Annotated in this window: 28 protein-coding genes; 5 read left to right on the forward strand and 23 right to left on the reverse strand. The window is 39.5% G+C overall.

The window, feature by feature from the left end; translation table 11 throughout:
* The first annotated feature begins 584 nt into the window (after nucleotides 1-584).
* The 5 genes from GN217_RS13740 (at nucleotide 585) to GN217_RS13760 (ending at nucleotide 5,664) form a co-directional block, all read left to right on the forward strand.
* Entirely contained in the window at nucleotides 585-1,277 is a 693-nt protein-coding gene (locus GN217_RS13740) for a response regulator transcription factor (protein ID WP_156857234.1), read from the forward strand.
* A complete protein-coding gene (locus tag GN217_RS13745; RefSeq protein WP_156857235.1) occupies nucleotides 1,274-2,266 on the forward strand; it encodes a sensor histidine kinase in 993 nt (330 codons plus the stop codon). Before GN217_RS13740 ends, GN217_RS13745 begins: the two co-directional genes overlap by 4 nt.
* A gap of 115 nt (nucleotides 2,267-2,381) precedes the next feature.
* Nucleotides 2,382-3,143 (forward strand): ABC transporter ATP-binding protein, encoded by a 762-nt coding sequence (locus tag GN217_RS13750; protein ID WP_156857236.1) that lies wholly within the window; start codon nucleotides 2,382-2,384, stop codon nucleotides 3,141-3,143.
* Nucleotides 3,133-4,977, forward strand: coding sequence for an FtsX-like permease family protein (locus GN217_RS13755; protein ID WP_156857237.1), 1,845 nt, complete (start codon nucleotides 3,133-3,135; stop codon nucleotides 4,975-4,977). The genes GN217_RS13750 and GN217_RS13755 overlap by 11 nt, the downstream gene beginning before the upstream one ends.
* 150 nt (nucleotides 4,978-5,127) lie before the next feature.
* A complete protein-coding gene (locus GN217_RS13760; protein WP_156857238.1) occupies nucleotides 5,128-5,664 on the forward strand; it encodes a tyrosine-type recombinase/integrase in 537 nt (178 codons plus the stop codon).
* 294 nt (nucleotides 5,665-5,958) lie between these two features.
* Here the strand turns inward: GN217_RS13760 and rpsI are convergent, their stop codons facing one another.
* The 23 genes from rpsI to rplX form a co-directional block, all read right to left on the reverse strand.
* Nucleotides 5,959-6,351, reverse strand: a complete 393-nt coding sequence (gene rpsI, locus GN217_RS13765; protein ID WP_156857239.1) for a 30S ribosomal protein S9 — start codon at nucleotides 6,349-6,351, stop codon at nucleotides 5,959-5,961.
* A gap of 18 nt (nucleotides 6,352-6,369) precedes the next feature.
* Complete coding sequence (rplM, locus tag GN217_RS13770) at nucleotides 6,370-6,807, reverse strand: 50S ribosomal protein L13 (RefSeq protein ID WP_156857240.1); 438 nt, start codon at nucleotides 6,805-6,807, stop codon at nucleotides 6,370-6,372.
* A gap of 175 nt (nucleotides 6,808-6,982) precedes the next feature.
* Nucleotides 6,983-7,756 carry a tRNA pseudouridine(38-40) synthase TruA gene (truA, locus tag GN217_RS13775; RefSeq protein ID WP_156857241.1) on the reverse strand — a complete coding sequence of 258 codons (774 nt, stop codon included), beginning with the start codon at nucleotides 7,754-7,756 and terminating at the stop codon, nucleotides 6,983-6,985.
* Between the two features lie 10 nt (nucleotides 7,757-7,766).
* Nucleotides 7,767-8,570, reverse strand: coding sequence for an energy-coupling factor transporter transmembrane component T family protein (locus GN217_RS13780; RefSeq protein WP_156857242.1), 804 nt, complete (start codon nucleotides 8,568-8,570; stop codon nucleotides 7,767-7,769).
* Nucleotides 8,563-9,435: an energy-coupling factor ABC transporter ATP-binding protein gene (locus tag GN217_RS13785; RefSeq protein ID WP_156857243.1), complete on the reverse strand. Its 873-nt coding sequence runs from the start codon at nucleotides 9,433-9,435 to the stop codon at nucleotides 8,563-8,565. Before GN217_RS13785 ends, GN217_RS13780 begins: the two co-directional genes overlap by 8 nt.
* Complete coding sequence (locus tag GN217_RS13790; protein ID WP_156857244.1) at nucleotides 9,411-10,250, reverse strand: energy-coupling factor ABC transporter ATP-binding protein; 840 nt, start codon at nucleotides 10,248-10,250, stop codon at nucleotides 9,411-9,413. Before GN217_RS13790 ends, GN217_RS13785 begins: the two co-directional genes overlap by 25 nt.
* A 1,025-nt stretch (nucleotides 10,251-11,275) precedes the next feature.
* On the reverse strand, nucleotides 11,276-11,629 hold the full coding sequence (rplQ, locus tag GN217_RS13795) for a 50S ribosomal protein L17 (RefSeq protein WP_156857245.1): 354 nt from the start codon (nucleotides 11,627-11,629) through the stop codon (nucleotides 11,276-11,278).
* Between the two features lie 40 nt (nucleotides 11,630-11,669).
* Entirely contained in the window at nucleotides 11,670-12,614 is a 945-nt protein-coding gene (locus GN217_RS13800; RefSeq protein WP_156857246.1) for a DNA-directed RNA polymerase subunit alpha, read from the reverse strand.
* 250 nt (nucleotides 12,615-12,864) lie between these two features.
* Nucleotides 12,865-13,254: a 30S ribosomal protein S11 gene (gene rpsK / locus GN217_RS13805; protein WP_156857247.1), complete on the reverse strand. Its 390-nt coding sequence runs from the start codon at nucleotides 13,252-13,254 to the stop codon at nucleotides 12,865-12,867.
* Between the two features lie 24 nt (nucleotides 13,255-13,278).
* Nucleotides 13,279-13,644, reverse strand: coding sequence for a 30S ribosomal protein S13 (gene rpsM / locus GN217_RS13810; protein WP_156857248.1), 366 nt, complete (start codon nucleotides 13,642-13,644; stop codon nucleotides 13,279-13,281).
* Between the two features lie 18 nt (nucleotides 13,645-13,662).
* On the reverse strand, nucleotides 13,663-13,776 hold the full coding sequence (rpmJ, locus tag GN217_RS13815) for a 50S ribosomal protein L36 (protein WP_010095733.1): 114 nt from the start codon (nucleotides 13,774-13,776) through the stop codon (nucleotides 13,663-13,665).
* 28 nt (nucleotides 13,777-13,804) lie between these two features.
* Nucleotides 13,805-14,023 (reverse strand): translation initiation factor IF-1, encoded by a 219-nt coding sequence (gene infA / locus GN217_RS13820; RefSeq protein WP_156857249.1) that lies wholly within the window; start codon nucleotides 14,021-14,023, stop codon nucleotides 13,805-13,807.
* Nucleotides 14,024-14,368: 345 nt separating this feature from the next.
* Nucleotides 14,369-15,019: an adenylate kinase gene (locus tag GN217_RS13825; protein ID WP_156857250.1), complete on the reverse strand. Its 651-nt coding sequence runs from the start codon at nucleotides 15,017-15,019 to the stop codon at nucleotides 14,369-14,371.
* 35 nt (nucleotides 15,020-15,054) lie between these two features.
* Nucleotides 15,055-16,350, reverse strand: coding sequence for a preprotein translocase subunit SecY (gene secY / locus GN217_RS13830; protein WP_156857251.1), 1,296 nt, complete (start codon nucleotides 16,348-16,350; stop codon nucleotides 15,055-15,057).
* A complete protein-coding gene (gene rplO, locus GN217_RS13835) occupies nucleotides 16,350-16,790 on the reverse strand; it encodes a 50S ribosomal protein L15 (RefSeq protein ID WP_156857252.1) in 441 nt (146 codons plus the stop codon). Before rplO ends, secY begins: the two co-directional genes overlap by 1 nt.
* Before the next feature lie 28 nt (nucleotides 16,791-16,818).
* Entirely contained in the window at nucleotides 16,819-17,001 is a 183-nt protein-coding gene (rpmD, locus tag GN217_RS13840; protein ID WP_156857253.1) for a 50S ribosomal protein L30, read from the reverse strand.
* Nucleotides 17,002-17,014: 13 nt separating this feature from the next.
* On the reverse strand, nucleotides 17,015-17,518 hold the full coding sequence (gene rpsE / locus GN217_RS13845; protein WP_156857254.1) for a 30S ribosomal protein S5: 504 nt from the start codon (nucleotides 17,516-17,518) through the stop codon (nucleotides 17,015-17,017).
* A gap of 24 nt (nucleotides 17,519-17,542) precedes the next feature.
* Nucleotides 17,543-17,905, reverse strand: coding sequence for a 50S ribosomal protein L18 (rplR, locus tag GN217_RS13850; protein WP_156857255.1), 363 nt, complete (start codon nucleotides 17,903-17,905; stop codon nucleotides 17,543-17,545).
* Nucleotides 17,906-17,935: 30 nt separating this feature from the next.
* Entirely contained in the window at nucleotides 17,936-18,472 is a 537-nt protein-coding gene (rplF, locus tag GN217_RS13855) for a 50S ribosomal protein L6 (RefSeq protein ID WP_156857256.1), read from the reverse strand.
* A 28-nt stretch (nucleotides 18,473-18,500) separates the two neighbouring features.
* The gene (rpsH, locus tag GN217_RS13860) at nucleotides 18,501-18,899 is read right to left on the reverse strand and encodes a 30S ribosomal protein S8 (RefSeq protein ID WP_156857257.1); all 399 of its coding nucleotides are present in this window, start codon (nucleotides 18,897-18,899) and stop codon (nucleotides 18,501-18,503) included.
* Between the two features lie 29 nt (nucleotides 18,900-18,928).
* Nucleotides 18,929-19,114: a type Z 30S ribosomal protein S14 gene (locus GN217_RS13865; protein ID WP_156857258.1), complete on the reverse strand. Its 186-nt coding sequence runs from the start codon at nucleotides 19,112-19,114 to the stop codon at nucleotides 18,929-18,931.
* Between the two features lie 26 nt (nucleotides 19,115-19,140).
* The gene (gene rplE / locus GN217_RS13870) at nucleotides 19,141-19,680 is read right to left on the reverse strand and encodes a 50S ribosomal protein L5 (protein WP_156857259.1); all 540 of its coding nucleotides are present in this window, start codon (nucleotides 19,678-19,680) and stop codon (nucleotides 19,141-19,143) included.
* Nucleotides 19,681-19,707: 27 nt separating this feature from the next.
* Nucleotides 19,708-20,019, reverse strand: coding sequence for a 50S ribosomal protein L24 (rplX, locus tag GN217_RS13875; protein WP_156857260.1), 312 nt, complete (start codon nucleotides 20,017-20,019; stop codon nucleotides 19,708-19,710).
* Between the last annotated feature and the right edge of the window lie 26 nt (nucleotides 20,020-20,045).

Genomic DNA, 20,045 nt, shown 5'->3' on the forward strand with positions numbered 1-20,045 from the left:
TATCGTAGAAATAATCGCTTCGTACTTTTGGGTAGGTTCCATGTTGTATAATTCTTGGATGCCAAATAGGCTTGGTTGTCGTATAATGGTCATAAGAAGCACTCCTTCAGTCTTTTTATGGTTTTGTTGGTCCATTACCATTATACATGATTTGGGGAGGTACTTCTTTTTTCGTCTCTTGAACTTGTTGGGAGACAAGGGCTAGGAATTATGAAATTCATTCGATGAACTAAAATTATATTAAAAATCTACAACACTTCCAGTTAGATTCCTACTTTAAAATTGAGTGCTAAATATCAAAGAAAGGAGTGGAGAAATGGAAAATAATGAAATTATATTGTTGTTTCTTGGTCGTAATCAATCCGCTTTAGAATAAACATCAAAAAAATATAGAAAATATTCTATTCAGATTGCTTAAAACATTCTATCGAACCTTGAAGATGAAATGAAAAAATAAATAGACAATATGAAATTCAATGATTGTTAGAAATAAAAAAAGAACTTTCTCTATAATCATATTGAAATGGTAGATCAAAAATAGAAAATAAGCGAGATCATTCGTCACCAATACACAGGAGGATGCAATGTATAAACTATTAATCGTTGAAGATGAAGTGAATATTGCGAATACATTAAAGAATCATTTTGAAAAATATAATTATGATTGCTATATTGTAGAGGATTTTGAAAGAGTACTTGATACTTTCCAAGAATTCCAACCGCACCTTGTTATAATGGATATTAATCTTCCCGCCTTTGATGGCTATTATTGGTCTCGAAAAATTAGGCAAGTATCTAATTGTCCCATTATGATACTTTCTGCTCGTATGAGTGAGTTAGATCAAGTGTATGGTATCGAAAATGGGGCAGATGACTTCATAACAAAACCTTTTTTAATGGATGTAGTTCTAGCAAAAATAAATGGACAAATTCGTCGAGTATATGGAGAATATGCGAAGGATTCGCAAACTCGAATGTTGAAAGAGGGAAATACAACTTTAAATTTGGATACTATTCGACTATTTACACCCGAACACGAGACAACATTGACAATAAAGGAACTTCAGTTATGTTCTGTCCTTTTTGAAGCATTCCCGAATGTTGTGACGAGACAGCAGCTGCTGGCAGCCATATGGGATGATGAGACATTCGTCGAAGAAAATACACTAACAGTCAATATTGTTCGATTACGCAAAAGGTTAGAAGCTATTCATTCATCATTGGTAATAACAACTATCCGAGGGGTTGGCTATCAATTAACGGAGCAAAGCTTATGAAGCTTTTTTTACGTGATCATTTAAGCTTTATAGCTCTTTACATTATAACGATGATTTGTTTGCCGATTGTTATTCATCGACTTGATGACTTGAGCAATCATTATGCCTACTTTATCTTTTTAGCTATCATTTTATTAGCCATTCTTCTTTTATTTCGATATATTCGACGCAAAAAAATGTATGAACGTTTGAATAGAAAGGGAATAGGAGCAGATGATTTTTTGATTCACCATCCCCAAGCCCCGGTTGAAAAGGCATATGCAAATCAAATGCAGTTAATTCAGTCCCTTTTTCTTTCAAAAGAGGATGAACACAAAGATTTCCTACATGAACAGCAACTAATGATTTCCCAAACTGTTCACCAAATGAAAACACCGCTTTCTGTCATTCAATTACTTATACAAACAAATCAAGTAAGGGAACCCAATTTATTCCTAGAATGGCAAAAGGTAAAAAAAGAATGCGATAAAGTGAATTTCTCTTTAAATCAACTATTAACTTATAGCCGATCATCCCAATTATTAGCTGATCTAAAGATTGAACCGATATCCTTAAAAAGTTTAGTCCAAGAAGTAGCTAACGATTTAAAAGATTACTTTATTGAGATGGAAGTATACCCCAAAAGTACAATTGAAGAAAATATCTTAATTTATTCTGATCGTAAATGGCTTAAGATTGTTATCTACCAGCTATTAAGTAATGCAGTCAAATATGGTGAAAAAAAATCCTTCGTTCTCATTCGTTATGAAAATAGTCAGTTATCGATCAAGAACAAAGGCGAAGCGATACCAGAAAGTGAAATTAACCGTGTGTTTGAATTGTTTTACACTGGAACAAAGGGACGCATCCAAGGTGAAGCGACTGGTATCGGACTATATTTAGTTAAGAAAATACTTTCTACACTGCATCATCCATATAAGTTATCCTCTGCTCATAATGAAACGATCTTTATGATTGATTTTTCCGGAAGTATGACGGCTGCCAAATAAGGTAGCCGTTTTTGAATATGACAATTTTGTCATATTGCTGTCATGTTCAAAGATTTTATGGGGAGAGCGGTTTGTTTATACTATGTATCAAAGAACACCAAGGAGTGAAACCGTAATGACAGATACAATTTTAAATGTAAAGCAACTACAAAAAGAATATACGGGAGAAATCACATATAAAGCATTAAAAGGCATCGATTTTCATTTAGGGGAGAAAGAATTTGTTGCGGTGATGGGCCCGTCTGGCAGTGGAAAAACGACCTTCCTTAATTGCATTTCCACCATCGATCGCCCTTCGAATGGTTCAATCATAATCAATTCAAAAGATCCGTATAAATTAAATGATGATGAATTAGCAAGGTTTCGACGTACAGAATTAGGCTTTGTATTTCAGGACTTTAACCTTGTCCACACATTGACAGTAGAGGAGAATATATTACTACCTTTAACACTTGATTCCGTAACAGAGAAAGAAATGAAACAGAGTTTAGAGAAAGTCGTTGAATTTTTAGGGATTGAGGAAATATTAAAAAAGCGAACGTTTGAAATTTCTGGTGGACAGAAGCAACGTGTGGCGATTGCAAGGGCGGTTATTCATAATCCAACATTATTATTAGCAGATGAACCGACTGGAAACTTGGATTCTAAATCTGTGAATGGTGTAATGACATTATTTGAATCGATAAATAAAACCTTTAATACAGCCATTTTAATGGTGACACATGATGCATACGTTGCCAGTTTTGCGGGGCGTGTCATCTTTATACAAGACGGTATTCTCTATAACGAGATACATCGAGGCAAAAACAAACAGCAATTTTACCAAGAAATTATGGACACACTCACATTTCTAGGTGGTGGGCAGCATGAATTTTAATCATATTGTTGTTCAAAATATTTTACGGGATAAGTCGACATACATTTCCTACTTTTTAAGCAGTGTGTTTTCTATATTAGTTTTTTTAATGTTTTCAATTACAGCTTTTCATCCAATGATGTCGGAATTGGATACAACAAGTACACTAGGAGTAACAATGGTACTAGCTAGCTTCTTTATTTATATTTTTTCTATTGTCTTTATCATCTATTCGTTATTCGCTTTTTTGAAAAAGAAAACGAAAACGCTAGGAACCTTTATGATGGTGGGTGCTTCCATGAAGCAAATCCGCAAAATAGTTTTTAGAGAAAATATGATCATTGCTGGTGTAGCAATTATCACAGCTATTGTGTGTGGGCTTATTATTGCACCTTTATTTTTAATGGTTGCCAAAAAGATCTTACGTGCGGAAATCTTTGACATGTATGTCCCAATTCAAGCCATCCTAATAACAATTGTTTTATTTTCTCTGTTATTCTTAATTGTTACTAAACTAATGACACGTATGATTAAAAATGAAGAAATTGTTCAACTATTAAAAGCAGATATTACACAAGAAAAGCTGATTAAACCTGCACCAATTAAATTAATCCTATCCATCATCGTTAGTGTGTTCTTGCTCTTTTCCATGATGAAGGAATTGAATTGGGTGGATCCCTCTGGAATTATTTCTTACATTGCGTTATTTATTAGTCTGTTATTAGCCATTTACTTTACAGTCACACAAGGAATGTTATTAGCCATTCGTTTATGGCAAAAGCATCCATCGTATTTTAGAAAAACTAATATGCTTTTTGTTTCTAACTTAAAGGCAAATGGGCGTTCACATGCCCATATCATTTATTTATTAACCGTCTTACTATTAGGTGCCTTTATAAGTACAAGCGTACTATACAGCTCTTACTACAGCGTAGAGGAAAAAACAGAAGGGTTATATCCTTATAGTTTCCAATATACTTCTTACCCCGGTAACGAATCAGAAGCTCGGAAAGATATAGCATTTATAGAAGAGTCCTTAGATAGAGCAGGTAATTATGAAGCATACTATTCTGGCTTTAAAACGGATGAAGATCGTAGGATTGCTTTTATGTCCGTTTCGAATTTCAATCAACTTGGCCAGCATAAGCCTATAACGCTAAACGATAATGAGTATTTTGTTGCAGCTGGTCAAGAAGGTGTTTCCCCTGACAAAGAGTCCATTCATGATTACCCATTTGGAAACCTTGAATTTACGGGTATAGAAAAAAGAAATATTTTAACATCCCAGTTGCAAAATGTATATTATATCGTTCCTGATGAAGTATATGAAACAATTGAGTATCCAGATTATAAAATATTTGCTTATGAATTGGATGATTGGACAAACAAGGTCCATGTGGCTAAAACGATTTTATCAAAAATTACTACAGAACCGGATATACGCTTAATGGCTTCGAAAATTGAATTATATGAAGCAGAGAAGTTTGTAAAAAGCATTATGTTCTTCATTGGTTTTATGCTTAGTCTGATTTTTATGAGCGCAGCAATGAGTATTCTTTATTTTTACCTCCAAACATCGCTTGAACGGGAAAGAGAAAAATTTTCAGGCATTAGAAAAGTTGGTTATTCCATTAAAGAATTAACATCTGTTGTAACAAAAGAGCTGGCTACCTTAATTTTTATCCCTTTTACAATAGCAGCTTTTATTTTATTTGCAACGTTGCTCGGCATGCATAACCATATCTCATTGGTATTTTATCAACTAACAGCAATGGGCTTAGGTATATTTTTACTGCTGTTTATAATAAGCTTTTTCTTTATTAGGAGGGGTTATTTAAATAAACTTGTGAATTAACAATGTCCGATTTTAACCAGCAAGTAGTAGTTCTGTTTAGTAACATAAAAAAACAGAGTGCTATAATTAATATTTTCGCACTCTTAAATTACTGTATTTAATTTTAGATGAACAAATTACGGATATAGCAGTTCAGATGAGGACCAAAGAGTGGAGTTTTGGGATCATGAAACAGTCAACTACTTCCTAGAACGTTCAGAACAGGAATTTCCTTGCCGGGAGTTCGCCATGTTTCGAACCTTGCTATATACTGGAATCCGTAAAGGTGAATTGGGCGCATTGCTTGAAACTGATTTATGCGAGGAAAAGAAGGAGTTGCATATTACTAAAAATTTGATACGGATTGATGGAGTCCATCGACTCTTACGACCAAAAACTAAAAATAGTATTCGAGCGATTAGTTTGGATGAAGAAACTTTCGAGGTTTTAATAAAATTGAAGAAATTAAATCAACTATTACATGAAGAACACGGGAATCCAAAAGTCGAAAAATTTTTATTCCCTCGGCCAAGCGATTTAAAACCAATGCGTTTAGCCTATCTAAATGATCGGCTTTATTATGCCTGTAAAAATTTTAAGGTGAATAACATCAAATTACATGGATTGAGACACACACACATCAATGCTTTTTACTTCTGGTGCGAGAATGAAAGATATACAAATAAGATCAGGACAAGCACGGGTTAGTACAGCGATGTATATTTGCATGTCATAGAAGATGCAGACGGTAACTTGAATAAACTTTTGGCGAGTTACTTGAACAAAGATACCGAAAGCACAGAAGAAAGTGACGGACGAGATAAAAATTCCAGGCACGAACCGCACATGCCCAAACCAATAAGGATAAAAACAGATCATAAGCGAAAGGCTCAACTTTCTCAAAAAAATTACATTCACTAACTTTTCCCCAATCAAAAACAGGCTATCTCACTTTTGGTAAGATAGCCTGTAAACGTTGATATATCAATGTTTTTATTAAGATTAACGTTTTGAGAACTGTGGTGCACGACGTGCGCCTTTAAGTCCATACTTCTTACGCTCTTTCATTCTAGGGTCACGAGTCAAGTAACCTTCACGTTTTAATGAAGCACGATATTCTGGATCGGCTTGTAATAGCGCACGAGAAATTCCATGACGAATTGCACCAGCTTGACCAGTGAATCCACCACCGTGAACATTAACTAGAATGTCATATGTTCCTTCTGTTTCTGTTGCAACTAATGGCTGGTTTAGAATAAGAAGCTGTGTTTCATATGGGAAATATTCTCTTGCTTCACGACCATTGATTGTGATATTACCTGAACCTGGTACTAAACGTACACGTGCAGTTGATTTTTTACGACGTCCTGTGCCGTAGTATTGTACTTGTGCCAATGAATTTACCTCCTTTGATTACCCACGAAGCTCGTATACTTCTGGTTTTTGTGCTTGATATTTATGCTCTGGACCTGCAACAACATGTAATTTTTTACCCATTTTGCTTCCTAATGGACCTTTTGGCAGCATACCTTTTACTGCAAGCTCGATCATACGTTCAGGGTGCTTAGCACGTAAATCTGCTGCGTTACGCTCTTTCAGTCCACCTGGATGATTAGAATGACGGTAATACATTTTGTCGTTCTCTTTGTTCCCAGTTAATTCGATTTTCTCTGCATTGATGACGATGACATAGTCTCCTGTATCTGCATGCGGAGTATAAGTTGGTTTATGCTTTCCACGAAGGATAGTAGCAACTTCACTCGCAAGACGACCTAGACGTTTGCCTTCTGCATCAACAACAAGCCATTTGCGTTCAATGTTCGCTTCATTTGCCATGAATGTTGTGCGCATGATAGATTTCCCTCCATATATATAAAATCCGTTTCATATTTTGTATTTTAAGTTTCTTAAAACATAATTAGATTCCGGGGCTAATCATGGTTTAGAAATAAAATGCCATAAATCATAATATAACATAATGGGTAGGTTTGTCAAGGTTTCTCTTGATTTTTCTATAAAAGAAACCTCATTCAGCAGAAGTTTTACGAACGATTGCATCGGGATAAACTACCCGCATTAAATATAAACCTTCTGGACCGATTGTTTTGCCTATTTTACTGCGGTCTTTTGCCGCGATTAAACCTGGTATTTCCTCTGGTTCCCATTTTCCTTGACCAACATCGAGAAGGAAGCCGGCAATTATACGAACCATATTATACAGGAAACCATCCCCATGAAATATGAAGCGAAGACCAGACTCCTTCGTTTCACAGCTTACAGTATATAGCGTACGAACTTTGTTTCCTTTGACACTTGTTTTCACCGAAGAAAATGTAGTAAAATCATGCGTTCCCTCGAAATAGGTGCATGCTTCCTTGATTTTGTCGACGTCGAGTGCGTGCGGAAAGTGATAGGTATAATTCCGGCTAAATACGTCCCGTTCTGGCGCCGTTCGCACGAAGTAATGATATTCCTTAGCTATAGCGTCAAAACGCGCGTGGAAGGCATCTGTGACGATTTCCACCTTCGTTATATAAATGTCTTCCGGGAGCAGTGCGTTTAAGGCTTTTTTCCAATTTTCCACAGGCAACTGAAGCGGGGAATCAAAATGGATGACTTGCCCTTTCGCATGAACACCAGTATCCGTACGACCTGAACCATGGATGCGAATGGTTTGTCCCTTATGCATTTTCTGTAAGCTTTTCTCCAGTTCACCTGCCACCGTTCGCTTATCCGGCTGGATTTGAAAGCCAAAGAATCCCGAGCCATCATAGGCTAGCGTGCATTTTATTCGTCTCATCTTGCAACCCTCACCCATACATTCTTGTTACAAATAGAGTAGCTACCACGAGGATAAAGACGATATAACCCATTATATCGAGCTTTGTAACTTTTAATTCTCTTAATTTCGTTCGATTATCCCCACCCTGGTAGCCCCGGGCTTCCATTGCCATTGCCAGCTCCTCAGCCCGTTTAAATGCACTGATGAACAAGGGCACAAGTAACGGGACAATTGCTTTCACCCGCTCTTTTAACGGTCCCGTGCGGAAGTCAACCCCACGAGAGGCTTGCGCTTTTGATATTTTATCCGTTTCCTGCATCAGTGTCGGAATGAAGCGTAAAGAAATCGACATCATCAACGCGAGTTCATGCACAGGGAATTTAAATCGCTTCAATGGATGTAACATATCCTCAATTCCGTCCGTAATCTCAATCGGCGTCGTCGTTAATGTTAATAAAGAAGTAACAAGGATCAAGAGAAAGAAACGGATTGAGATAGCGAACCCTTGAATAATTCCTCCCGAATAAAACTTGAAAATCCCCAATTCAAAAACGACTGTCCCCTCTTTCGTGACAAACAGATGGAGAATAAAGGTGAAAACGATCAGAAACCAAACCGGCATTAGACCTTTCATAATAAAACGAATTGGTACCTTACTCGTAAACATCGCAGTTAAAGCAAATACAATTAAAATCCCATAGCTCGGCACATTATTTGCAAAAAAGACGATAAAGACAAAGAAAAAGATAATTGTTATTTTCGTTCGGGGATCTAAACGGTGAATGAGTGAATTCCCTGGAACATATTGACCGATGATTAAGGAGTTACTCATGAAAATCCACTCCTTTTACAACTTGCTGGATCTCTTCTGCAAGTTCTTTCATCGACTGATTATGGAATGGAATCGGTTTGCCGATTTTTTTCTCGAACTTAATCAGAAACTCCACGACTTCCGGAACATCCAGCTGGACACTCTGGAGTGCTTCCTTTTGACTAAACACGTCAACGGGGGTTCCTTCCATAAACTTCTTTCCCTTGTTTAAAATCAGGATATGATCCGCATACTTCAAGGCATCCTCCATACTGTGAGTGACGAGAATCGTTGTCAGGCCTTCCTGCTTATGCAATTCATAAAACATGTCCATAATTTCTTTCTGCCCTCGGGGATCAAGGCCTGCAGTCGGTTCATCAAGCACGAGCACTTCCGGCTGAATTGCCAATACGCCAGCTATTGCAACTCGTCGTTTCTGCCCCCCACTCAAATCGAAGGGGGAGCGTTCCAGCAGCTCTTCCGGTAGATGCACCTGGCGGATAACTTGCCTCGTCCGTTTCTCAATTTCTTCTTGCTGGACGCCAAAGTTTTCCGGTCCAAAAGCAATATCCTTTGCGACGGTCTCTTCAAATAGCTGGTGTTCCGGGTACTGGAACACCACTCCGACCCGACTCCGCAGTTCTTTCATGTTTTTCGGTTTTTCCTCGTTGGTCAGCTTGAAATCACCGATGTGCACTTCCCCTTCACTTGGGGCAGATAGTCCATTCAGATGCTGGATTAAGGTCGACTTACCTGAACCCGTATGGCCAATAATTGCTACAAATGAGCCAGATGGAATATGGAATGACAAGTCATCGACCGCTTTATGCTCAAAGGGTGAATTACGTTGATAGATATATGTCACGTTCTTGAATGTAATGTCCATAGTTCCTCCAGTAGTTCCTCTTGATTTAATGGTTCTTTCGTAAGTTTTACATCGACTTGTTTTAATTCCTCTGCCAATATGGCGACAAATGGGACATCAAGCCCGATTTCTCTCAGCTCTTTACGCTTTGAAAAAATCTCCCTCGGCGTCGCTTCTGCCCATATCTCACCCTGATTCATGACAATAACCCGTTCCGCCTGAACAACTTCTGCAAGATCATGGGTAATCGTAATAAGCGAGAGTCCGCGTTGTTCACTCAACTCCGAAACAGTATCCATGATTTCTTTTCTTCCTTTTGGATCAAGCATGGCCGTCGCCTCATCTAAGATCAGCACTTTAGGTGAAATCGCCAATACACTCGCAATGGCGATTCGTTGTTTCTGGCCACCAGAAAGTCGATGCGGTTCTGTAAGACGATAATCCGACATCCGAACAGCTTGAAGTGTTTCTTCAATTCTTTTAATCATCTCTTCCCGAGGAATACCCCGGTTTTCCATTCCGAACGCTACATCATCCTGTACCGTTGCACCAACAAACTGGTTATCCGGATTTTGGAATACCATCCCAATTTCCCGCCTGATATCCCAAATCGTTTCTTCATTCACGGTAATACCATTTATTAAAATCTCCCCTTGTTGGGGAAATAGTAGGCCATTCACTAGTTTTGCGATAGTTGATTTACCTGAACCGTTATGTCCGATAATCGCAACAAATTCATTTTCATAAATTGTAAACGATAAGTTTTTCAAAACCCAAGGTGAGTTCTCCTCATAGCGAAACGACACATTCCGAAACTCAATCAATGCCTTCCTCATCTTATCAGCCTCCTCCGCTCCAAATGCGGACCTTTCTATTCTATGTATTAGTATATCTCAATCTAGACGGAGAATCAGTATCTAAATCCCCTGTCAAAGATTTTCACGAAGAAAGGTACTCCACTCTTCTCTGCTAATTGTAATCCCGTTTTAAATTTATTATAAGGATAATAGTTCGCATCTATTTCAAGCAATCCTATCAGCTACCCAAACAGAAGAAACAGAAGCTATTGGGCACTGAGAAGATCTATCAACAACGAAGACACATAAAATAACAGCCATTAGGGAGTTGAAAAGCCTCATCAACGACCGATACTCCAAAAACAGAATCCAGTCGGTCGTTGAGGAGCGTCCTCAACACCCTACCAACATGATACAAGCTTCATACGGGCATTGATAACAAACCCTATCTTTAAAACCTTCGCAGCCAGAAACAGCAGCAATAGCAAAATTTAAAAACCATTGAATGCTTTCATTCAGCGTAAGTGTTTTGCTCGTTTCCTTTTATAGCGTCCTGATTGCCGTTCAGTTGCCCAGAGAACGGATGCTTTCCACGGGCACGGCCTCAGCCTCCTCGGAAGAAAAGCACTTCCTGCGGGGTCTTCGGACTCGTGCTATTCCCGTAGGAGTCACCGTCCTCTGGGTAACTGAACTGGTAGAGAGCGTTTTTCTCATTATTGGAGAGACTATCCCACTAACTATGATGAATGTTCTAATCGAAGAATAATAAATAGTGCTCCAGATCAGGCCTTCCCTGGGAGCAGTCCAGACACCTCGAGACTCCTGCGGGAGGACAGGCTTGGTGAGACCCCACAGTGGGCTTGCCCACGAGGAGGCTCACCAGCCGCCCGCGGAAAGCGAGGGGTGTCTGGACTGCGGACCTCCAGAGAACGTTGCACTTACGCTGAATGAAAACGTCACAGACTTCATTGACTGGGAATTCTTGATGAAGTTGAGTATAAAACAAAAAAGGGCTTGGATTCACCTCTGTGGAGAGATATCGTCCTGCCCTTGCCGTTTTTTGATTAAACTAATTCAATGATTGCCATGGGCGCTCCATCACCTTGGCGCTCACCTAGTTTAAGTACGCGCGTATAGCCGCCTTGTCTGTCTTCATAACGTTTTGCAACATCATCGAAAAGCTTTTGAATTACTGAGTTGTCTTCTGCAGTTTCTTTATTGTAAAGAAAAGCTGCTGCCTGGCGACGTGCATGAAGATCGCCACGTTTTCCGAGTGTAATCATTTTATCCACTACAGATCTAAGCTCTTTCGCTTTTGCTTCTGTTACTTCCAGGCGTTCATGAATAATTAAATCAGATGCAAGGTTACGAAGTAGTGCCATACGATGATCTGTGGTACGTCCTAACTTTCTAGTCATGGACTATCCCTCCTTTTTCCAAAATCTCAAGGTGACTGCTTTAATCGTCATTTCGTAAACCTAAACTAAGATCAGCAAGCTTTTGTTTTACTTCATCTAATGATTTACGACCTAAGTTACGTACTTTCATCATGTCCTCTTCAGTCTTCGTTGTTAGTTCCTGAACAGTATTGATCCCAGCACGCTTCAAGCAGTTATATGATCTTACAGAAAGATCAAGTTCTTCAATCGTCATTTCCATTACTTTTTCTTTTTGGTCTTCTTCTTTTTCAACCATGATTTCGACATTCTGAGCTTCATCTGTCAGTCCGATAAAGATGTTCAGATGTTCAGAAATAATCTTTGCACCTAAAGAAATAGCTTCTTCCGGGCGGATACTTCCGTCTGTTGAAACTTCGAATGTTAATTTATCAAAGTCTACAACTTGCCCAACACGTGTATTTTCCACTTGGTAGGTTACACGTTCTACTGGTGTGAAAATCGAATCTACCGGAATGACTCCAATTGGTTGTTCTTCATGTTTATTTTCCTCAGCCGGGCGATAGCCGCGACCGCGTTCAGCAGTCATCTTCATATACAAGCGACCTTTACCGTTAACCGTTGCAATGTGAAGATCTGGATTCATTACTTCGACATCACTGTCATAAGTTAAATCTGCAGCAGTCACATTAGCTTTACCCTGGATATCTAATTCTAATGTTTTTGGTTCATCAGAGTAGATTTTAAGTGCGAGCTTTTTTAAATTCAAAATGATCGTTGTTACATCCTCAACCACGCCATCAACCGTGGAAAATTCATGCAATGCTCCGTCAATCTGAACTGAAGTAATAGCAGCACCCGGAAGTGAGGACAGCAAAATACGACGCAAGGAGTTTCCAAGAGTGGCACCATATCCACGCTCAAGAGGTTCAACTACGAATTTTCCAAATGTAGCATCATCACTAATTTCAACCGTTTCAATCTTTGGTTTCTCAATTTCAATCATTCAATAAAACCCTCCTTAAAAACGTCAAAACCCCGGCTAGACACAGATCGTCTAACCGAAATTCCTCAAGTAGGCAGCCCGTGCAATCTTGCACTACCTGTCTTTCCTTTGTACATACCTATCTATCGTTAATAAAACGTGCAGAGTATAATTTTACCATTATAACCCAGTATAGACAGGGTGACAAAATCTATACGATGTTATCCAAAAAGCTAACGAATCAGCCCTTAAATAACCGAACTACAGTGAATTATACACGACGACGTTTTGGTGGGCGACAACCATTATGAGGAACCGGTGTTACGTCAACAATTGCCGTTACTTCTAGGCCTGCTGCCTGAAGGGAACGAATTGCTGCTTCACGTCCTGCTCCTGGTCCTTTAACGGTTACTTCGAGACTTTTCATACCATTTTCAACTGCTGTTTTAGCTGCAGTTTCAGCTGCCATTTGAGCTGCAAAAGGAGTAGATTTACGTGAACCTTTGAAACCTAGTGCACCTGCAGAGCTCCAAGATACAGCATTTCCTTTTTCATCAGTAATCGTTACAATTGTGTTGTTAAATGTAGAACGGATATGTGCAATACCAGTTTCTACTTGTTTTCTGACACGGCGTTTGCGTGTGTTTGTATTACGAGCCATCTAAAATGTGCCTCCTTTCAATTATTACTGTTTCTTGTTAGCCATTGTTTTACGTGGGCCTTTACGCGTACGAGAGTTGTTCTTTGTCTTTTGTCCACGAACCGGTAAACCGCGACGGTGACGTACACCTCTGTAAGATCCAATTTCAATCAGACGCTTAATGTTGAGGGATACTTCACGACGTAGGTCCCCTTCAATCGTAACAGACTCTACAGCTCGTCGAATACGTCCGAGTTCGTCTTCTGTTAGATCGCGTACACGAGTATCTTCAGAAACGTTTGCCTCTTTAAGGATTTGTTTTGCAGTCGTTTTACCAATTCCAAAGATGTACGTTAATGAAATAACGACTCGTTTATCACGTGGAATATCAATACCTGAAATACGTGCCAAGATCATGCACCTCCTATATTAACCTTGTTTTTGTTTGTGTTTTGGATTTTCGCAAATCACCATTACTTTACCTTTTCGCTTAATTACTTTACATTTTTCGCAAATTGGTTTTACAGATGCTCTTACTTTCATCCTTATTACCTCCTTTAAGATCGGAGCATTATTTATAACGGTACGTAATTCGACCTCTTGTTAAATCATACGGAGAAAGTTCAACTGTAACCTTGTCACCTGGTAAAATTCGGATATAGTGCATACGAATCTTTCCAGATACATGCGCTAAAACAGTATGACCGTTTTCGAGTTCGACATGAAACATTGCGTTCGGCAGTGTTTCCGTTACAGTACCTTCTACTTCAATAACATCATCTTTTGCCATTCGTTTGATCTCCTTCCTTTAAATCAGTCACAAGCCCAAGTACTCGTCAGGATGGTAAATCGCAATTTCCCAATTGTGACATGATCAGTTTCTAGAAGGCTATTGGGATATGTGGAGAAAAGCTGTCGAGCCCTAGTAATAATTAGTTACCTCAAGCTGCATCTGCTTCGATTTACTCCATCCGCTAATATTAATGTACCTTTTTAACCCGCAGTTTCCGGGATCTGTGTACGTTACGTTTTAAGCTTTCAGATGAGCTTTTAAAGTTATAGCTATCTGTAAGTTACTACGCCCTTCATTATAACGTCAGAAGGCCAGAATTGCACCTAATCCGGTCATCCTCTGTTACGCTTTGTTATCCAGTATTTCCTGAACTTCCTGGAAAACAATCTCAATGTCTTGATCTCCATTTACTCGAGCAAGATAGCCTTTATTCTCATAGAAATCGAGTAATGGTTGCATTTGTTCGAGGTTTACAGCTAAGCGATTCTTCACCGTTTCTGGTTTGTCATCATCACGCTGGATTAATGCTGAACCATCTTTATCACAAATCCCTTCCTCTTTCGGAGGATTGAATTTCACATGATAAGCTGTTCCACAAGTTGGACAAATCCGCCTGCCAGATAAACGCTCCACTAAGTTTTCTGCTGGAACATCTACGTGTAACACGAAATCAATGGTTTCATTTAATTCGGAGAGAATCTTTTCCAAGCTTTCCGCCTGAGCAATCGTTCTTGGAAATCCATCCAGAAGAAAGCCGTCTTTACAGTCGTCTTTCATTAGACGTTCTCTCACGATTCCAGTCGTTACTTCATCTGGAACAAGTGCTCCTTGATCCATATATTCTTTAGCTTTTTTTCCCAGGTCTGTACCTTCTTTAATTGCTGCTCGGAACATATCCCCTGTAGAAATATGAGGGATGTTATATTTTTCATTTATTTTCTCTGCCTGAGTACCTTTACCAGCACCAGGTAGACCCATTAAAATCAAATTCAATCGTTTCCCCTCGCTTCTTCAATGTCGGCAGGAAATTACTTGATAAAACCTTTGTAGTGACGTTTCACTAGCTGGCCTTCAAGTTGCTTCATAGTTGTTAATGCAACCCCTACAACAATTAGTAAGCTTGTTCCGCCGATTTGTACGGATTGTGGTAAGTTCGCAAGACTTCCTAATATAATAGGCAGTATGGAAACAGCAGCCAAGAAAAGCGCTCCTACAAATGTTAGGCGTTTCAATACGCGTGATAAATAGTTTTCCGTGTTGTGTCCTGGACGGATACCCGGAATATACCCACCTTGTTTCTGCAGATTCTCTGCCATTTGTTCCGGATTCACCTGAACAAATGTATAGAAATAGGTGAATGCGATAATTAACGCTGTATAGATAACCATTCCGATCGGTTGTGTATAATCAAAGATCATCATAATCGTATCTGCAAAAGAATTTCCCTCATAAAAACCAGCGATTGTCGTTGGAGCTACCATGAAAGCAACTGCAAAGATGACCGGAATTACCCCGGCAGCATTTACTTTAATCGGTAGATGAGTGGATTGCCCTCCAACCGGTGAACGGTTAACGAGGCGTTTTGCGTATTGTACTGGAATTTTTCTCAGTGCCTGGTTGACGTAGATTACACCAACAGTTACTGCGATAATAACAAGTACAATAATGGCTACGATAATAATGTTGATGAATAGTTCATCCCCGGCATTTACGAAATACTGGCTGAATAGTTGACTAACTCCATTTGGTACAGCAGCAACAATTCCTGCAAAGATGATAATGGAAATTCCATTCCCTACTCCATGAGCAGTAATTTGTTCACCTAACCACATAAGGAAGGCTGTTCCTGCTGTTAATGTCACAGCTATTATCAAGAATTTCCCAAAGCCCGGATCTTGGATTAGTAAGCCGCCTGCCATTGCATTAAACCCAATTGACATGACTATTCCTTGAATAAACGCAAGCCCAATTGTACCATAGCGCGTGACTTGAGCAATTTTCTTACGGCCCATTTCTCCTTGTTTCTTCCACTCTGTAAATTTCGGGACAACATCCATTTGCAAAAGCTGCATTATGATGGATGCCGTGATATAAGGCATAATCCCCATAGCGAATATGGAGAAGTTCTGTAATGCCCCTCCACCGAACGTATTAAGAAATCCGAATACGTTTTGTTGCTCTGTCATAAAACCAAGTGCTGTCCTATCTGTGAATGGTACAGGAATAAATGTGCCAAGACGGAAAATAACAAGCATGGCTAGCGTGAATAGTATTTTCCGTCTAATGTCAGCGACACGCCAGAAATTGGAGATTGTGCGAAACATTAGATCACCTCAGTTTTACCGCCCGCAGCCTCAATCGCTTCTTTTGCAGCTTGAGAAAACTTATGAGCTTTTACTGTGAGCTTCTTATCAATCGTGCCATTACCAAGTACTTTGATACCTGCATTTAACTTACTCACGACACCATCTTCAAGTAATAGCTCTGGTGTAACTTCAGTGCCTTCTTCAAATTGATTTAATTTATCTAAGTTTACAATTGTATAATCTTTACGGTTAATATTCGTAAAGCCTCGTTTAGGTAAACGTTGGAATAAAGGTGTTTGTCCACCCTCAAATCCTGGACGTGTACGACCGCCGGAACGAGCTTTTTGCCCTTTCTGTCCACGGCCGGAAGTTTTACCGTTCCCGGAAGACATTCCGCGTCCAACACGGTTTCTTTCTTTACGAGTACCTTCGTTTGCTTTTAATTCATGAAGTTTCATCGGAGCACCTCCTTATCTCTAGTATTTCTTACGCTTCATTCACGTCTAATAAGTGGGATACTCTATTAATCATACCACGGGTTACTGGTGTGTCTTCAAGTACCACTGTTTGACGGATTTTCTTTAAACCGAGTGCTTCAACAGTTCTGCGTTGTACTTCAGTACCGCCAATAACACTGCGTTTGAGGGTGATTTCTAATTTGTTAGACATATTGTTTCCCTCCTTATCCTAACAGTTCTTCAACAGACTTTCCACGTAGTTTCGCTACTTCTTCTGCTGTTTTCAGATTTTCTAACCCATTGATTGTTGCACGGATCACATTAATTGGAGTACTTGCTCCGTGTGACTTTGTAAGAATATCCCCTACACCTGCAAGCTCTAAAACCGCACGGGCTGGTCCACCGGAGATAACTCCAGTACCTTCAGTAGCTGGTTTCATCATTACGTTACCAGAACCAAAACGTCCAATAATTTCGTGTGGGATTGTAGTACCTACAAATGGTACACGAATTAAGTTCTTCTTCGCGTTGTCTACTGCTTTCTTGATTGCTTCTGGTACTTCTTGAGCTTTACCAGTACCGAAACCGACATGGCCGTTCTTGTCGCCAACTACAACCAATGCAGCAAAACGCATGCGGCGTCCACCTTTAACAACTTTAGAAACGCGGTTGATGGATACAACACGTTCTTCTAAATCTAATTTGTTCGCATCGATTTGATTATTCATTAAAATGGTAACCTCCTTTGTCGATTAAAATTCGAGACCTGCTTCTCTAGCAGCCTCAGCTAATGCTTTAACGCGTCCGTGATATAAATAGCCTCCACGGTCGAATACTACAGTTTTGACACCTTTTTCAATTGCGCGTTTTGCAACAGCCTCTCCTACCTGTTTCGCAGCTTCTATGTTACCACCTTCTGAGATGTTCAATTCTTTATCAACAGTAGATGCGCTGGAAACTGTAACACGATTTTCGTCATCGATTAACTGTGCATAGATATGTTTATTAGAGCGGAATACGTTCAGACGTGGACGTTCAGCAGTACCAATTACGTCTCTGCGTACACGTGCATGTCTCTTTTTCCGCATTTCATTTCTAGCTGGTTTTGTGATCATCAAGGTCACTCCTTCCTCACCTAACTAATCTTACTTAGCAGTCTTACCTTCTTTACGGCGTACGTATTCGCCAACATAACGAATTCCTTTGCCTTTGTATGGCTCTGGCGGACGGATTGCACGAATGTTCGCTGCAACTGCTCCAACTAATTCTTTATCGATACCTTTTACGGTTAACTCTGTGTTTTTAGGAACCTCAATTTCAATTCCATCAATAGCGTCGATTTCTACCGGATGGGAATAACCTGCGTTAACTACTAGTTTATTGCCCTGCATTTGTGCACGGTAACCAACACCAGTGATTTCAAGTGATTTTTCGAATCCTTTTGTCACACCTTCAACCATGTTCGCAATCATCGTACGGCTCGTTCCGTGTAGGGAGCGATGCTCTTTAAGGTCGCTTGAACGTTCTAATGTTAAGACGTTATCTTCCAATTTCACAACAATATCTTGATGAATTTCTTTTGAAAGCTCTCCTTTAGGTCCTTTAACGGATACCTTGTTACCATCGAGCTTCACTTCTACCCCTTCTGGGATTTCAATCGGCTTTAATCCTATACGAGACATTTTCTGCACCTCCTTGGGTTAAAAAATATTACCAGACGTATGCAAGCACTTCGCCACCGATTTGTTGGCTGCGGGCTTCTTTATCCGATAGTACACCTTGTGAAGTAGACACGATTGCAATACCTAATCCGTTCAACACTCGTGGTACTTCATCAGCTTTCGCGTAGACACGTAAACCTGGTTTACTGATACGTTTGATTCCTGTAATTACTTTCTCTTCGTTCGCACCGTATTTCAGGAAAATACGCAGTACACCTTGTTTGTTGTCTTCAATATATTCATAGTCCTTAACGAAACCTTCACGTTTCAGGATATCAGCGATTTCTCTTTTGATCTTTGAAGCAGGAAGCTCCAATTTTTCATGTTTTACTGTAACCGCATTTCGAATGCGAGTAAGCATATCTGCGATTGGATCTGTCATTACCATTCATCATTACCTCCTTCCCAAATTGGGGTTTACCAGCTTGCTTTTTTGACACCAGGAATTTGACCTTTATAGGCAAGTTCGCGGAAACAAATACGGCAAAGTTTAAATTTACGAATTACAGAATGTGGACGGCCACAACGCTCACAGCGTGTATACTCTTGAACTTTATACTTCTGTTTACGTTTTTGTTTTGCAATCATTGATTTTTTAGCCACTATTTTCCCTCCTTATTGCTTGGAACTTATTTTTGGAAAGGCATGCCTAACTCAGATAATAGTTCACGAGCTTCTTCGTCTGTATCAGCTGTTGTTACAATAACGATATCCAGTCCGCGTACTTTATTTACCTTATCGTAGTTAATCTCCGGGAAAATGAGTTGTTCTTTCACACCTAGTGTGTAGTTTCCACGTCCATCAAAAGCATTTTTGGAAATACCACGGAAGTCACGTACACGTGGAAGTGATACTGCAATTAGCTTTTGTAGGAACTCATACATGCGCTCACCACGAAGGGTTACCTTTGCGCCGATCGGCATTCCTTCACGTAGACGGAAACCAGCAATTGATTTCTTCGCACGAGTGATTAGTGGTTTCTGACCAGAGATTAATGATAGTTCTTCGACAGCACTATCCAATGCTTTTGAGTTTTGTACCGCGTCACCAACACCCATGTTGATTACGATCTTTTCGATTTTTGGTACTTGCATAACAGATTTATAGTTAAATTTATTCATTAAAGATGGTGTAACTTCATCTTGAAACTTTTCTTTTAATTGGTTCATCTTGGCGCCCTCCTTTCAACTAGAAACTTATTTATCTAACGCTTCTCCGGATTTCTTAGCGATTCTTACTTTCTTTCCGTCACGAACTTCATAACCAACACGAGTTGGCTCACCGGATTTAGGGTCAATTGGTAGTACGTTGGACACGTGAATTGCAGCTTCTTGGTTTAGAATACCGCCTTGTGGGTTTTCTTGAGAAGGTTTCGCGTGTTTCTGTACCATGTTAACTCCTTCGACAAGTACACGGTCTTTCTTTGGATACACTTCAAGAATTGTACCTTCTTTGCCGCGGTCTTTTCCGGATAATACTTTTACTTTATCACCTTTTTTTACATGCATGCTTGACGCACCTCCTTAGTAACGAA

It is taken from the genome of Oceanobacillus sp. AG (assembly GCF_009746545.1).
Lineage (GTDB): Bacteria > Bacillota > Bacilli > Bacillales > Amphibacillaceae > Oceanobacillus > Oceanobacillus indicireducens.